The following is a 14,840-nucleotide window of genomic DNA, read 5'->3' as shown; positions in this document are numbered from 1 at the left end:
GAACCCCCCCCGTTCGCGACTACTGTTCTGGCACGACCCCCCCTTATACCATTCATACCGGCCCTCGTGGGGCCCCTTCCCCCACCGGACGGCCCGGGTGCGACGACGTCGCACCGGGCCGGTCGTTCTGCGTCAGACACTTGCTTGCTGCGTCAGAGACTCAGCTCATCAGACAACAGGCTTGTCGTCCGAGAACCGGCCCATCGCGGTGGCGAAGGCCTGGCTGATCTCGCGGCGACGCTTGATCATGACCGCACCGGCGCCGAGGAGCAGCACCATGGCGGCGATCAGAGCCGTCACGTTCGCACCCGTGCTGGCGAGACCGTCACCGGCACCCGCACCCGGGTCGTCACCGTCGTCGTCACCGGCGAAACCGGCGCCCGCGATGACGTCGAAGGTGGCCGAGGCCGAGTCGCCCTCGACCGTGCTGACGGCGACACCCTGGTGGCGACCGACCTCGAGGCTCTCCTCGACCGTGAAGGTCCACGCGACGTTGCCGTCCGCGTCGGCCTCCTGGGTCCCCAGCGCAATGCCGGTCGAGTTGATGAAGGCCTCGACCGACTCACCGGCGTCGAAGCCGGAGGCGAAGAAGGTCTGCTCCCCACCCTGCTCGACGGTCGGCTTCTCGAAGCTCGCCGTCAGGTCCCGCTCGCTACCGCTGAAGCCCTCGGTGACGACGATCGGCGTCTGCGCGCCCTCGCTGCCATCATCCGGCTGAGCGTCCACGATGATGACGCCCGGCGGGGTGCCCTCGGGAACGGTGATCGGGGTGGTGAACCCGCAGTCCTCGCCCACCGTCACGGTGACGGGGTCACCGATCTTGTTGCCCTCGGTGTCGAGGAGCTGCACGGTGACCGTCGCGCCGGCCGGGAAGCCCGTACCGGTGATCGTGACCTCGTCGCCGGCCTCGACCGAGATCGGGTCGGCGGTGATGGTCGGGTCGGTGCACTCGGCCGGGGGGTTGGTGCCCGGGTCGAGGATCTCGAGCGGTGCCTCGGCACCCTCGCTGCCGTCCGAGGGCACGGCCCCGACCACGTGGTCGCCAGGCTCGGCGTCCTCGGGGACGATCAGCTCCGTGATGAAGCCGCAGGCCGCGTCCGGGGTGACCGTGATCGGCTCGCCGACCGCGTTGCCCTCGGCGTCGCGCAGCTGCACGACGACCGGGACGCCGGCAGGGAAGCCCTGGCCCACGACCGAGACGGTGTCGCCCGGGTAGGCAGAGCCGGGCTCGACCGTCAGGGTCGGGTCCATGGCGCAGATGTCGGAGCCGGCGACCACGGCCAGCGGAGCCTCGGCGGCCTCGCCCGTCGTGTCGTCGGTGCCCACTACCGAGTAGTCGCCCAGCTCGGCGTCGGCCGGAACCGGAACCGGCGTCGTGAACGAGCCGTCCGCGTCCGTCTCGACCTGGATGGCGTCACCCACGGGGTTGCCCTCGGGGTCCTCCAGCTGAACGGTGGCCGTTGAGTCCGGGGTGTAGCCCTCGCCCGTCGCGACGGTCGACTGACCGGGAGCGACCGACTCGGGGCTGACCGTCAGCGACGGGGTGATCCCGCCCGGGCCGTCGCCGTCCGGCGAGATGCGCACGGCGGCGTTGCCCAGGTTGATCCGCGCGACCTCGTTGGCCGGCAGCAGGGCGATGCTCAGCGCCGACAGGTCGAGCGAGGTGACGACCTCAGCGGCCTCGGCCGCGGTGGAGGTCGGGGACACGGAGGTCTCGGTGACCTGGTGGTTGATCTGGATCGACAGGACCTGCGCCAGCACGTCGAAGACCGGCGAGAGCATCTCGCGGATCGGCGCCGTGATGGAGTCCGTCTTGATGTCGTTGATCAGCAGCTCGAAGATGTTGTCACCCTCGTCGCTGATCAGCAGGTCGTACACCGGGGCCAGGATCGGCGCGAGCGCCGGGCCGACCGTGTTGATGGTGCTGACCAGGACCGTGGCGACCGGCGCCAGGGTGCCCGTGCTGTTGTTGACGGCCTCGGGGAAGTCGCCGTTCACGGCGTCCGCCAGCGGGAGCGACCACGACACGTCGAGGGTGCCCAGGGCGCCCTCCTCGTAGAAGGCGATGTTCACCGTGACGGAGTTCAGCGAGTCCTCGATCGCACCGATGAGGACGCGCGTGACTTCCTGCATCAGCTCGTGCACGGTCTCCGCGATCAGCGGGTAGGTCGTGTCGTCGATGAGCTCGTAGTTCGGGGGCAGCTCGTTGAGCCCGCCCTCGGTCTCGTCGGGGTTGTCCACCAGCTTGTCGAGGTGGATCTGCAGCTCACCGGTCGACAGGTCGATGGTGATGAGCTGGTTCGCCGAGGTGATCGGCTCGCCCACGACGGACTGGAACAGGTTCTCCTGCATGTTGCTGTCCACGGTGATCGAGGGCGTCGGAACACCCGGGACCGCGTCGAACAGGCCAGTCAATGCGCTGTCGTCGAGGTTCTCGTTGACGAGGTCCTCGACGGTCGTGTCGATGGTGCCGCCGATGTCGTAGATCGACGAGGCAGCGTTCTCGATGACCGGGGAGTGCATGGACAGGTCCAGGTCGCCCACGCGGTACTGGCCGAGGCCACCCACGCCGTCCTGGTCCAGGATGACGCCGTTCTCGGCCTTGGCCTCGGCCGCGCCCGCGCCTGCCTCGAGCAGGAGCTGGTCGACGATCTGGTCGGTCAGGCCGTCGACGCCCAGCAGGCGTGCGGCGGACAGGACGTCCACGGTCGCCTTGCCGAAGTCCTCGGTCGCTCCGTCCAGGGTCACGCCGCCGTCCGCGCCGGCCAGGCCGGAGACCGCGTACGCGTCGACCGGGGACGACGCCTCGCTCTTGCTGGCCAGCGCACCGAGCTGACCGAAGTCCATGATCTGGTCGAGGGGAACCTCGACGTCGCCGATCTTGACGAGCTCCGAGCCGAGCAGCTCGACATTGAGGTTGCCCTCGTTCGGCCCGGGGTTCGACTCCGAGCCAGCCTCCGAGTAGGCACCTGCGAGCAGCGCCTCCTGGAAGAGCGTCGAGTCGAGGACGCTCGCAGCGGCCTCCGACGGCTCGTCCGGGTAGTTGTCCACTGCGACCGCCGGCAGTCCGGTGGCCGTGACCACCACTGCTGTTGCCGCGGCCGTCGCCAGGGACCGGCGCCACGGGACGCTTCCCCTCCGGCGTCGGGACGGTACTTGCGTTCGGTTCAAGAGAACTCACTCCTCCATATTCACGCTTCAAGAAAAAGCGTCCGGATCGGTACGTGATCACGTCCGGATCGGTTGGGGGCGGTGGCGTAGAACACACCGGTGCCCGGGCTTCAGCGAACAGTGGTTCTCAGGGACCTGCCAGGCAGGGCGGTAATCGTGCGTTGACGCAACGCAACGCAAGTCACCGTGCGTTCGGGGTGGTCAGGAGCGCGACAAAGGCAGCCCCACGCACGTGGGCGGAGAGAAGTGAAGGTCGTCCGAAATGCCGGGTGAAAAGTAGCGCCAATTGCGGGTGAAAATTCTGCGTTCCGGCGACAGGTCAGCTGCTGACGAGCCAGGCCGGTGGACGCGTCTCGGCGAGCCGGACCAGGTCCCTCCGGTCCCGGATGCCCAGCGTCGCGTACGCCTGGCGCAGCCGGTTCACGACCGTCCGCTCGGACACGAAGGTCGCCTGGGCGATCTGCGAGTTCGTCGCGCCGTGCACCGCGAGCCGGACCATCTCTCGCTCGTGACCGCCGAGCACCTCCCACTCGGGGTCGGCGCCGCCGGTCGCGTCGGCCTCGGCGAGGAACGTGTCGATCCCGCGCAGCCACCCGGCCATCCCGGCCAGGCGCACCAGCGTCCGGGCCTCGTCGAGCATCGCGTTGCCCGTCGCGCGGCCGCCGCGCGTCACCGCGTACCGGCCGTACGCGACCAGCATGCGCACGCGCTGCCACGGCGACATCGGGGCCTGCGGCGCGTGCAGCGCCGCCTCGAACGCGGCCGACGGCGTGCCGTCGTCGGCCAGCAGGGCGCCGAGCCGGGAGTGGGCCGCCGCGACGTCCGGGGCGGTGCGCTCCTCGGGCGCGACCGGCGGTTCGAGCAGCCGCTGCGCCCGCGGGCCCACCTTGCCCGGCGACGTCGACGCCAGCACGGCCTCCACCAGGTCGCACCGCACCTGCACGCGCCCGCGGTACGGCCAGGCGCAGTGCTCGAGCGCGATGGTCAGCAGCGCGACCGCCCCTTCCGCCTGCCCGACGACGAGGTGCGCGGCACCCAGGTCGGCGGCGTACTCGCCGAGCACCCGCGCCGACCAGCTGCCCGCCTGCGCCGGCATCGTGCTCGCCGGGACGGTCCCGTCGACGACCGCGTCCGCCGCGGCGCGCATGCCGCGCGCCGGCAGCCACTCGTCGACCGAGGGCCGCAGCTCGGCCGCGTGCGCGAGGTGCGCCCGGACGTCGACGGCCCGCCCGTCGAACGAGGCGACCCGGGCCGCCGCGAGGTCGCGCGCCACGATCTCCGCCACGGTGCGCTCCGACGTCGCGCCGGAGTGGTCGGCGAGGAGGCCGCGCGCGCCGACCACGTCGCCCAGCATCAGCAGTGCCCGCACCCGGAGGTCGACGCCTACCCAGTCCTGGCCGGGCGTCGGCCCGAGGAGGCGCAGGTCGGCCCGCAGCGCGCCAGGGTGGGGCAGTTCGCCGGAGCCCTCCAGGCGCAGCAGCGTCGCGGCGACGCGCCCGCCCGCGGCGCGAGCCTCCGCGCCGACGGCCGCCGGGTCCCGCCACCAGAGGTGGTCGGTCCACTCCGGGCCGACCCCGTCCGGCACCAGCGGGCCGTCCACGTGGTCCATCCAGGCGCGGCCGGTCATCAGCGAGACGCCGACGGCGCGCGCGGCGAGGCGTGGGTCCGGTGTCGCTGCGACCACCGCCCAGGCGCGCGCCGGCAGCTCGTCCAGGTGGAGCCCGTCGAGGATGCCCGCCGCAGCGCGAAGGCCGGCCACGTCCAGGTCCACGGCGGGGTGCTCGCGGTCTGCAGGCCCGTCGGCGCCTCGCGCCTCGCGGCACAGCAGGGCCAGCAGCGGGTGCCGCACCGTCGTGCGCCCGTCCCGGCGGGCCGGGGAGGCACCGCCCAGGGGCGCGGCCGCGAGCGCGGTCATCGTCGCCGGGTCGAGCCCGGCCAGCATCGCGCGGTAGGCCCGCCGGGCCGCCGAGCCGACGGCGTCGGGCCCCGCCCAGGAGGCGTCCCCGCGCAGCTCGGCCGTGCTCAGCGAGCCCGCGAGCTCGAGGGCAAGGCGGGGGTTGCCGGCGCTCCACCAGCGCAGGTGCTCGACGACGTCGGCGGCCACCGGGGCGCTCAGCTCCATGTCGAGCACGCGGCGCAGGGAGTTCCGGTCGAGCGGACCGAGCTCGAGCACCTCGACGTCGTCGGAGAGCGGTTCGACGGCGATGCTGTGCACGGCGGCGATCACCCGCCAGTCCTGCCCGTACGCCTCGTCCGCCAGGCGCTGGAGCCAGCGCGCGCGTGCCGGGGTCAGCACCCCGACGTCGTCGACGAAGAGGACGCGCGGTCCGGAGGCGCCGTCGCCGGCCCACGCCGAGACCGCCCGCAGGAACCCCGCGGCGTCGAAGTCGAAGTCGTGCTCCGGGTCGTCCGGCACCGACCAGGCCGCCAGGTCGATGCGCCGGCTGTTGTCCAGGTCGTGCGCCGAAGGGCGCGGCGAGCACGGCCGGACCACCCGGACTGCCGACGATCCCGCGCCGACCTGCTTCAGCGCCTGCAGCACCGTTGCGGTCTTGCCGATCCCGCTCAGCCCGCGCACGACCAGGACCGTCGGGTCCAGGTCGGTCGCGAAGTGCCCGATGACTCGCAGCTCTCGATCACGCCCGTGGACCATGCGGTCCCTCCCCCTGCTGCCCGCCTGGCTCGTTCGTACCTCCGGAACTGCCGAAGGAACGGCCACGGAAGGCCCGTAACTTGATGGCACGCAAACCCCAATTCGCCACTTACATGGATATTGATGAGCAGCGCCTCAGGAGTCTATGGCAGGACATGAATCGTGCAGATCGAGACTGTGGTACGGGAAATTACGGCAGCACCCGCCCCATCTCGGACAGGCGCGAGAAACTGAAGCACCCCGGAAATAATTCCGGAATGCCCATTTCACGCAGGCTGGATCAGGCCAGCGGGCCGAGCATCTTCTGCTTGTCGGCCTCGGGACGGTCCGCCTCGTCGAGCACGCCGACGAGCTTCTTCTCCTCGAACCGGAAGTGTGTCTCCATGACGGCCTCGATGCCGTCGAGGTGCCGCAGCAGCTCGTCCCGGTCCGCGCCCGACCTCGCGCCACGCTCCAGCTCGCCCAGCAGCTGGTCCAGCATGGAGTGGTCCCGCTTCAGGTCGGCGATCACGAGTGCGAGGTCCGGCTCGGCCGCGAGCACGACGTCGAACAGCGTGGCGTCCTCGGCGCGGTGGTGGCCGGTCAGCGCCGCGCAGAAGCCGATGCAGTAGAGCTGCAGGTCCCGCACCGCCGTCGGCCCGGACGCGCCGTCCTGGACCGCGGACCGGGCGAGCCCGAGGGCCTCCCGCAGCCGCTTGTGGACCTCACGCAGCTCCTGACCCCAGGCGACGACACGTTGACTCATCGCCGCCACCCTAGCCCGCATCGGCGCGGACGTCAGGCGCGCAGGAGCTCCGCGACCACGGCGGGCACCGCCTGGGCGATCTCCAGCGCGGCCACCGGGCCGCCCGCGGACGCCCGCGCCGCGGCCCGGCCGTGCACCAGCACCGCGGCCGCCGCGAGGCGGGCCGCGAGGGTCTGGTCCTCGACGACGTCGGCGGAGCGGCCGGCGAGCAGCGCCCCCAGGATGCCCGCGAGGACGTCGCCCGAGCCGGCGGTGGCGGTCCAGGCCGGCGCGTCCGCCTGCGCGTAGGCGTCGCCCGGTCCGGCGACCACCGTGATCGCGCCCTTGAGCAGCACCGTGGCGCCGGTCGCCTGGTGCGCGGTCCGTACCCAGTGCAGCGGTCGCGCCTCGACCGCCGCCCGGTCGACATCGTGCCCGAACCCCTGCAGCAGCTCGGCCAGCTCGCCGGCGTGCGGGGTCAGGACCGCCCAGGCCGGGAGCCGGTGCTCCAGCATCGTGAGCGCCCCCGCGTCGATGACCGCCGGCATCTTGCCGCCGGTCACGTCCTCCGACAGCACGCCGGTCACGGCGGCGAGCGCCCCGAAGATCCGGCGGGCCTGGCCGTCGTCGTCCGGCCCGTCCTCGGGGCCGAGGCCGGGGACGCCGGGACCCAGCACCCAGGACTGCACCCGTCCGCCCGCCACGACCACCTCGGGACGGGCCAGCAGGACGCGCGTGCCGACCGCCTCGGGCCCCAGGTAGCGCACCATGCCGGGGCCGGCCAGCACGGCGCCCGACGTCGCGAGCACCGCGGCGCCCGGGTAGGTGCTCGTCCCCGCGATCACGCCCACCACGCCCCGCGTGTACTTGTGGTCGTGGGCGCTGGGGGCGGGCCACAGAGCGGCGATGTCGGCGGGCTCCATCCGCAGCACGCGGCCCGACGCCGTGTCCGTGGCGCCCATCGCGTGCCGGCCCAGGGCTGCGCGTCGCGCCGCGGCCGAGCTCCGGTCCGAGGCGGTGGGGAAGCCGACGTCGACCAGCTCGACCTCTCCGGCGAGGTGTGCGGCGGGCGGCAGGAGCAGGCCGGGCTTGAGGGCGCCGAACGTCACCGTGCGGTCCGCGCGCAGGACCGGACCGGGCACCACGCCGTCGTCCACGCCGATGCCGCTCGGGATGTCGACGGCGACCGTGTACGGCCACAGCTTCCCCGCGGTCTCGCGGGCCTCGGCGAGCGTGCGCACCAGGCCGCCCGCGGGCGGCCGCAGGGCTCCCCGCGCGCCGACGCCGACCAGCCCGTCCAGCACGACGTCGGAGTCGAGGGCGGACCGGACCACGGACGGCACCCGGATGTCGGCGAGCGTCACCACGTGCCCGCCCGCAGCCTGGAACGCGTCGAGGCCCTCCTCGTGCGCGCGGGTCGACGCGAGTACGGCGGTGACCGTCATGCCGCGCCGCACGAGGTGCGCGCCGGCGAACAGGGTGTCGCCGCCGTTGTTGCCGGGGCCGACGAGCAGCAGGGCGCGGGCGCCGCGCACGTCGCCGCGGGCGCCCGCGCTGCGGCCGGACTTGGCCCTGGCTGTTCCGGGGAGCCCGTCCGATCCGAGGCTGCCACGCAGCCGGACGCCGCTCGGACGCGCCGGCCGGCCCGGGCCGCCGTCGGCACGACGAGCCGCCACCTCCCGGAGCACCGCCTGGGCCAGCGCGTATGCCGCTCTGGCCATCAGCGGCTCACCGGCTGCGATCAGCGGCTCTTCGGCCTTTCGCACCTCGTCGGAACTCCACGCGTCTTTCACAGCCCTATAGTGCCGCGTCCACCGCCGTCCGAGGTACAAAATCAGCCATCGTGGACGGCCCCTCCCGCCGGGAACCCGGTCGGCATAGGGTCGGGCCATGCGATTCGGACTCTTCATCCCGCAGGGCTGGCGCCTCGACCTGGTCGACATCGCGCCCGCCGACCAGTGGGCATCCATGCTGTCCCTTGTGCACCGCGCGGAGAACCAGGCAGCAGGCGAGGCCATCCCGGGCGGCGAATTCGCGTGGACCTCAGCATGGGTCTACGACCACTTCCACACCGTCCCGCAGGTCACCACCGAGGCCACGCACGAGGCGTGGACCCTGATGGCGGCGTTCGCGGCGGCCACCCAGCGCATCCGCCTGGGCCAGATGTGCACCTGCATGGCGTACCGCAACCCGGCACACCTGGCCAAGATCGCCTCGACCGTCGACACGGTCTCGGGCGGCCGTGTCGAGATGGGCATCGGCGCAGGCTGGTACGAGCACGAGTGGCGCGCCTACGGCCACGGTTTCCCGTCCGCGGGCGAGCGTCTGCGCGCGCTCGACGAGGGCGTGCAGATCATGGCGAACATGTGGCGCACCGGGTCCTCTGGCACGTTCGAGGGCAAGCAGTACCAGGTCGACGGCGCGCTCTGCTACCCGCAGCCGCTGCAGCAGCTCCCGGTGGGCGACGGCGGCACCGAGGTGCCGTCCATCCCCCTGTGGGTCGCGGGCGGCGGCGAGAAGAAGACGCTGCGCATCGCCGCGCAGCACGCCCAGTACACCAACTTCGACGGTTCGCCGGAGGGCTTCGCGCACAAGTCGCGCGTGCTGGAGGCGCACTGCAAGGACGTGGGCCGGGACTTCGGAGAGATCACCCGGTCCGCCGACTACAACGTGGTGATCGGCGAGACCGAGGCCGACGTCGCGGACCGCCTGGCCTGGATCGAGGCGCACCTGCGCAAGTGGGCCCCCGAGAAGGCCGAGCACGAGATCCACACCTGGCGCAACGGGCTCCTGACCGGGACGCCCGAGCAGATCGTCGAGCGGCTGCAGGACATGCGCGCCCGCGGCCTGGAGTACGCGATCACGTACTTCCAGGAGGCGGCCTACGACCAGTCGGGCCTCGAGCTCTTCGAAAAGCAGGTAATCCCGCACCTCCAGTAGACCCGAGCACCCCAGCGGCCCAGGGGTGCGCCCGTCGCCGAGGGGGTGGCACGGAAGACGCCTGCGCGAACGTCAAGGGACGAAACAGGTGAGCCGCCGTCTGGAGGCGCCTCGTCGGCCCAGTTCGCGCAGGCGTCTTCTGTGCCGGCCCCGGACACAGGAAGGTCACCCCTCCGCGATCACCATGGCTGATGCGATGCCCGCGTCGTGCGAGATGGTGATGTGCCAGGTGCGCACGCCGAGCTCGGCGGCGCGGGCGGCAACGGTGCCGCTCGCGTCGATGCGGGGCGGGCCGCCTATCGTGCGGTGCACCGTGACGTCGTGCCAGCGCAGGTTCCCCGGAGCGCCGAGCGACTTGGCGATGGCCTCCTTCGCGGCGAACCGCGCGGCGAGAGACGACGGCGGCAGGTCGCGCTCGGCCTCCGTGAACAGCTTCTCGCGGAGTCGGGGAGTGCGCTCGAGGGTCTCCATGAACCGGTCCACGTCGACCACGTCGATGCCCGTCCCGATGATCATGGGCTCAGCCTACGGTCGCCGCCGATCTTCTTCGGTCTCCCACAGGCTCCGGCCTTGCGCATCATGCCCGGTTTGCGGCATCCTGATCTAGTAATGCAGAGGTAAAGGTGGCGCCTGCATCGTACCGGCAGAGCGCCACCTTTCACATGTAGGAGGCCGCCATGACCGAGGACGACGACAAGCTCCCCTTCCCCGTCATCATGGTCGTCGTGTTCGGCGTCGTGATCGCGGCGATCGTCACGCTGCTCGTGTTCGTCGCCGTGGCGAGCTGACCCCCACCCCCTATTCAGGCCTGCTGCGCCTCCTCGACCCGGTCCAGCCACTCGCGCACGAGTGCCCCGAACAGCGCGGGCTGCTCGATGTTCAGGGCGTGCCCGGCCCGGTCCAGCACGGCGAACGTCGCCCGCGGGTAGTGCTCGACGAGGCCCCACGCGTCGCGGTAGCCCGTCATCGAGTCCTGGCGCCCGACGAGGATCAGCACCGGCTTCTCGAACGCGGCAGGCTCGACGGGGAAGGTACCCGCGTAGCTCGCCTCGATCCGCGCGGTCACCACCGGGTCGGCCGCGGCGAGCCCGGGGTCCACCTCCTGGCGTGCCCGCTCCCAGGTCTCCTCGGTCTGCACCACGAGGACCTCCTCCGCCTCGAGCGCCTCGACCCCGACCCGCTCGGCCAGCTCCGGGTCGCGAACCAGCACCCGGCGCACCGGAAGCTGTCGCAGCTCGTGGCGCGGCTCGACCAGCATCACGACGGTGGCCAGGCCCGCGACCCGTTCCGGGTCGGCGGCGGCGAGCCCACGCGCCATGTACCCGCCGTACGACTGCCCGACGACGACGTACGCGCCCTCGGGCACCAGCGCCTCGACAGCTCCCCGCAGGATCCGGAAGACGTCGTCGGTGCTCCCCACGCCGGGCGCCGCCGTCCGGCCCATGCCCGGCAGGTCGACGTAGACGCGACGCCAGCCCGGCCGGTCCGCGAAGACCGGCTCGAACGCACTGGTCGTGAGGCGGTGGTCCACGGGAAACCCATGGACCATGACCGCCGTGGTCACCCCGGGACCAGCCGGCCCGTGCTCCACGTAGTGCACCTGAACCCCGTCGACCTCCACGTACGCCATGCGTACTCCTCTCGTCAGGCCCACAGGCTAGACGGGGTCACCGACATCCCGGATGCCTGCGGTGTCCTCCGGCTGGACCAGGTGCCGCCAGCGGAACCACTTGCGCTCCAGCTCCTCCGTCAGATCGACGTCGAACCGCCGGGCCACGAGCAGCAGCTGCGCCAGGGCGTCCGCGACCTCGCCGCGGAACGCGTCGCGCGTCTCGTCGTCGGACAGGCCTCTGTCCCGCGAGCGGCCGGACAGGTTGAGGAACGCCTGGGTGAGCTCGCCGACCTCCTCGTGGAGCTTCAGCACGAGCCAGTCGTCGGTGCGCTCCAGACCGTGCACCCGCGCGTAGACGCGGCTGATGATCTCGACTTCGTCGGAGAGGTTCTCGAGGTCCACGCCGCCGAGCGTGCCACACCTCGGACGCTCGCCATGCCCGGCGACAGAACGCCGAACCGCAAGCTGCGCGTCCACGCCGCCGCCCCCAACCGCACGTTACCCACCCAACTGGCTCCACGACCGGCGTCGACCCGAATCCAACGCGTGGATCCAGGCGTCGAACCGTCGCAAACCCGTCGATCCGAACCCGGATGGACGAGTATCTTGCGGCTCGGCGGCCCCTGGACGAGTACCTTGCGGCTCGACGGCCGGACCACGATCAACGACCGGCTACTCCACCGTCACGGACTTGGCGAGGTTGCGCGGCTGGTCCACGTCCAGGCCCTTCGCGGTCGCGAGCGCCATCGCGAAGATCTGCAGCGGCACCACCGCGAGCAAAGGCTGGAGCAGCGTCGGCGCCTGCGGGATCCAGAAGATCTCGTCGGCGTACTTGGCCACCTCGTCGTCGCCGTCCTCGGCGATCACGAGCGTGCGCGCGCCGCGGGCGCGGATCTCCTGGATGTTGGAGACGACCTTGGAGTGCAGGGAGTCTCGCCCGCGCGGCGAGGGCACCACGACGAACACGGGCTGGCCCTCGTCGATCAGGGCGATCGGCCCGTGCTTGAGCTCGCCGGCGGCGAAGCCCTCCGCGTGGATGTACGCGAGCTCCTTGAGCTTGAGCGCGCCCTCCAGGGCCACGGGGAACCCGACGTGCCGCCCCAGGAACAGCACCTTGTCGGACTTCTCCATGGACCGGGCGGTCGCGCGCACGTACTCGCCGCGCTCGATGACGGTCTGGATCTTGCGCGGCATGTCGCGCAGCTCGTCGAGCAGCGCGCCGATCTCGTCGGGGAACTTGTTGCCGCGCAGCTGCGCCAGATACAGGCCCAGCACGTAGGCGGCCGTGATCTGCGCGAGGAACGCCTTGGTGGAGGCGACGGCGATCTCGGGGCCCGCGTGCGTGTACAGCACGGCGTCGGACTCGCGCGGGATCGTGGAGCCGTGGGTGTTGACGATCGAGATCACCTTGGCGCCCTGCTCGCGCGCGTGCCGCACGGCCATCAGGGTGTCCATGGTCTCGCCGGACTGCGTCACGGCCACCACCAGGGTGCGCTCGTCGACGATCGGGTCGCGGTAGCGGAACTCGTGCGCCAGCTCGACCTCGACGGGGATGCGGCACCAGTGCTCGATCGCGTACTTGGCCACGTGCCCGGCATAGGCGGCGGTGCCGCAGGCGACGACGATGATCTTGTTCACCGCGCGCAGCACTGACTCGTCGATGCGCAGGTCGTCCAGCACGAGCGCGCCGGAGGCGTCCGTGCGGCCGAGCAGCGTGTCGGCGACGGCCTGCGGCTGGTCGTGGATCTCCTTGTCCATGAAGGAAGCGAAGCCACCCTTCTCGGCGGCGGCCGCATCCCAGTCCACGGTGTAGCGCTTGGCCTCGGCGGGCTTGCCGTCGAAGTCGGTCACGGCCACGGACGTCGGCGTGATGGTCACGACCTGGTCCTGGCCCAGCTCCAGGGCCTCCTTGGTGTGCGCGATGAACGCCGCGACGTCGGAGCCGAGGAAGTTCTCGCCCTCGCCGAGCCCCACCACGAGCGGGGAGTCGTGCCGGGCGCCCACCACGGTCTCCGGCGCGTCGGCGTGCACGGCGAGCAGCGTGAACGTGCCGTGCAGGCGGCCGGCGGCGGCCGTCATGGCCTCCGTCAGGTTCCCCGTCTCGCGGTACGCCTTGGCGACGAGCTGCGCGGCCACCTCGGTGTCGGTCTCGGAGCGGAACGTCACGCCGTCCGCCAGCAGCTCGGCCTTGAGCTGCGCGAAGTTCTCGACGATCCCGTTGTGGATCACGGCGAGCCGGTCGCCGTCGGCCAGGTGCGGGTGGGCGTTCGCGTCCGTGGGGCCGCCGTGCGTGGCCCAGCGCGTGTGCCCGATCGCCGCGGTGGCGGCGAGCAGCGGGTCATGGTCGAGAACCTCGATCAGGTTGGCCAGCTTGCCCGACTTCTTGGCCCAGGCCACGCCGTCCAGCCCGGGCGCGACGAGCGCGACCCCGGCCGAGTCGTACCCGCGGTACTCCAGGCGCCGCAGACCCTCGATGATGACGTCGAGGGGCCTGCCCGACGGCGCGACGGCACCCGAGGCGTTTCCGTCCGCCGTAGTCGCTGCAGTTCCCGTGTAACCCACAATCCCGCACATGCGGGCGAGTCTAACGAGGGTTCTCGTTCGCCCCGCATGACCGGGCTCACAGAGCGGTTGTGCCGCCCGCCACGGCCGGCCACGGGCGGCCGAACCACGACGGGTAGCGATTCCCCGCGCTAGGTGGGGCACAATGCTGCAGGTGGTTTCCCATCCGACGACGGACCTCGGCGAGCACCTGCTCGCCCTCGCCCCGTCCTCGCCCTATGTGGATCTCGACCGCGCGGCCTGGAGCCGCCTGTCGGCGTCCACACCGCTGCCGCTGACCGACGAGGACGTCGAGCGCCTGCGGGGACTCGGCGACCCGATCGACCTGGCCGAGGTCGACGCGATCTATCGCCCCCTGTCGCGCCTGCTCAACCTGTACGTGCAGGCCACCGGTGGCCTGCACGACGCGACGTCCACCTTCCTGCACGAGGATCCGCCCCGCACCCCGTACGTCATCGGGGTGGCGGGTTCCGTCGCCGTCGGGAAGTCGACGACGGCGCGCGTCCTGCGCGAGATGCTCGCCCGCTGGCCCGAGACGCCGCGCGTCGAGCTCATCACCACCGACGGCTTCCTCTACCCGAACGCCGAGCTGGAACGGCGGGGTCTGATGGAGCGGAAGGGCTTCCCCGAGTCGTACGACCGGCGCGCCCTGATCCGGTTCCTGTCCCGCATCAAGGCGGGGCAGGCCGAGGTCCGCGCGCCCGTGTACTCGCACGTCATCTACGACATCGTGCCGGGCGAGGAGGTGGTGGTCCGCAAGCCCGACGTGCTCATCGTCGAGGGCCTGAACGTGCTGCAGCCGGCCCGGCCGTCCTCCGTCGACGAGTCGACGGTGGCGGTGAGCGACTTCTTCGACTTCTCGATCTACGTCGACGCCCGCACGCGGAACATCCGGCAGTGGTATGTCGACCGGTTCCTCGAGCTGCGCCGCACCGCGTTCACCAAGCCGGACTCCTACTTCCGGCGGTTCGCCTCGCTCTCCGACGAGGAGGCGACCGAGCGGGCCCTCAAGATCTGGGAGTCGATCAACGCGCCCAACCTCGAGCGGAACATCCTGCCCACGCGGGGCCGGGCGACCCTGGTGCTCACGAAGGGCTCGGACCACGCGGTGCAGCGGGTCCGCCTCCGCAAGCTCTGACCTGGCAAGCCCGGACTTGGTTGTGAGCGTGATCGTTGCG

Annotated in this window: 10 protein-coding genes; 2 read left to right on the top strand and 8 right to left on the bottom strand. The window is 71.8% G+C overall.

Annotation, left to right across the window (positions count from 1 at the left end):
- Positions 1 to 168: 168 nt before the first annotated feature.
- The 4 genes from ACFT2C_RS14080 to ACFT2C_RS14065 form a co-directional block, all read right to left on the bottom strand.
- Entirely contained in the window at positions 169 to 3,171 is a 3,003-nt protein-coding gene (locus ACFT2C_RS14080) for a choice-of-anchor G family protein (RefSeq protein ID WP_377207678.1), read from the bottom strand.
- Positions 3,172 to 3,490: 319 nt separating this feature from the next.
- Positions 3,491 to 5,824, bottom strand: coding sequence for a LuxR C-terminal-related transcriptional regulator (locus ACFT2C_RS14075; RefSeq protein WP_377207677.1), 2,334 nt, complete (start codon positions 5,822 to 5,824; stop codon positions 3,491 to 3,493).
- 280 nt (positions 5,825 to 6,104) lie between these two features.
- Complete coding sequence (locus ACFT2C_RS14070; protein ID WP_377207676.1) at positions 6,105 to 6,569, bottom strand: hemerythrin domain-containing protein; 465 nt, start codon at positions 6,567 to 6,569, stop codon at positions 6,105 to 6,107.
- A 32-nt stretch (positions 6,570 to 6,601) separates the two neighbouring features.
- Entirely contained in the window at positions 6,602 to 8,269 is a 1,668-nt protein-coding gene (locus tag ACFT2C_RS14065; protein ID WP_377207675.1) for an NAD(P)H-hydrate epimerase, read from the bottom strand.
- Between the two features lie 169 nt (positions 8,270 to 8,438).
- Between ACFT2C_RS14065 and ACFT2C_RS14060 the strand changes: the two genes are divergently transcribed.
- Positions 8,439 to 9,488, top strand: coding sequence for a TIGR03560 family F420-dependent LLM class oxidoreductase (locus ACFT2C_RS14060; RefSeq protein WP_377207674.1), 1,050 nt, complete (start codon positions 8,439 to 8,441; stop codon positions 9,486 to 9,488).
- Between the two features lie 165 nt (positions 9,489 to 9,653).
- On the opposite strand, the gene ACFT2C_RS14055 is transcribed toward ACFT2C_RS14060, so the two are convergent.
- From ACFT2C_RS14055 to glmS, 4 genes are all read right to left on the bottom strand, one after another.
- The gene (locus ACFT2C_RS14055) at positions 9,654 to 10,004 is read right to left on the bottom strand and encodes a holo-ACP synthase (protein WP_377207673.1); all 351 of its coding nucleotides are present in this window, start codon (positions 10,002 to 10,004) and stop codon (positions 9,654 to 9,656) included.
- Between the two features lie 286 nt (positions 10,005 to 10,290).
- The gene (locus tag ACFT2C_RS14050) at positions 10,291 to 11,118 is read right to left on the bottom strand and encodes an alpha/beta fold hydrolase (protein ID WP_377207672.1); all 828 of its coding nucleotides are present in this window, start codon (positions 11,116 to 11,118) and stop codon (positions 10,291 to 10,293) included.
- A 27-nt stretch (positions 11,119 to 11,145) separates the two neighbouring features.
- Entirely contained in the window at positions 11,146 to 11,502 is a 357-nt protein-coding gene (locus tag ACFT2C_RS14045; protein ID WP_377207671.1) for a pyrophosphatase, read from the bottom strand.
- A gap of 270 nt (positions 11,503 to 11,772) precedes the next feature.
- Positions 11,773 to 13,674, bottom strand: coding sequence for a glutamine--fructose-6-phosphate transaminase (isomerizing) (glmS, locus tag ACFT2C_RS14040; protein ID WP_377207670.1), 1,902 nt, complete (start codon positions 13,672 to 13,674; stop codon positions 11,773 to 11,775).
- Positions 13,675 to 13,807: 133 nt separating this feature from the next.
- On the opposite strand from glmS, the gene coaA reads away from it, so the two are divergent.
- Positions 13,808 to 14,800, top strand: coding sequence for a type I pantothenate kinase (coaA, locus tag ACFT2C_RS14035; RefSeq protein ID WP_377207669.1), 993 nt, complete (start codon positions 13,808 to 13,810; stop codon positions 14,798 to 14,800).
- The last annotated feature ends 40 nt before the right edge of the window (positions 14,801 to 14,840 follow it).

Source organism: Promicromonospora sp. NPDC057138 (assembly GCF_042670845.1).
Lineage (GTDB): Bacteria > Actinomycetota > Actinomycetes > Actinomycetales > Cellulomonadaceae > Promicromonospora.
Note: the sequence above shows the minus strand (reverse complement) of the source record. Positions and strands in the feature narration are given on the sequence as shown.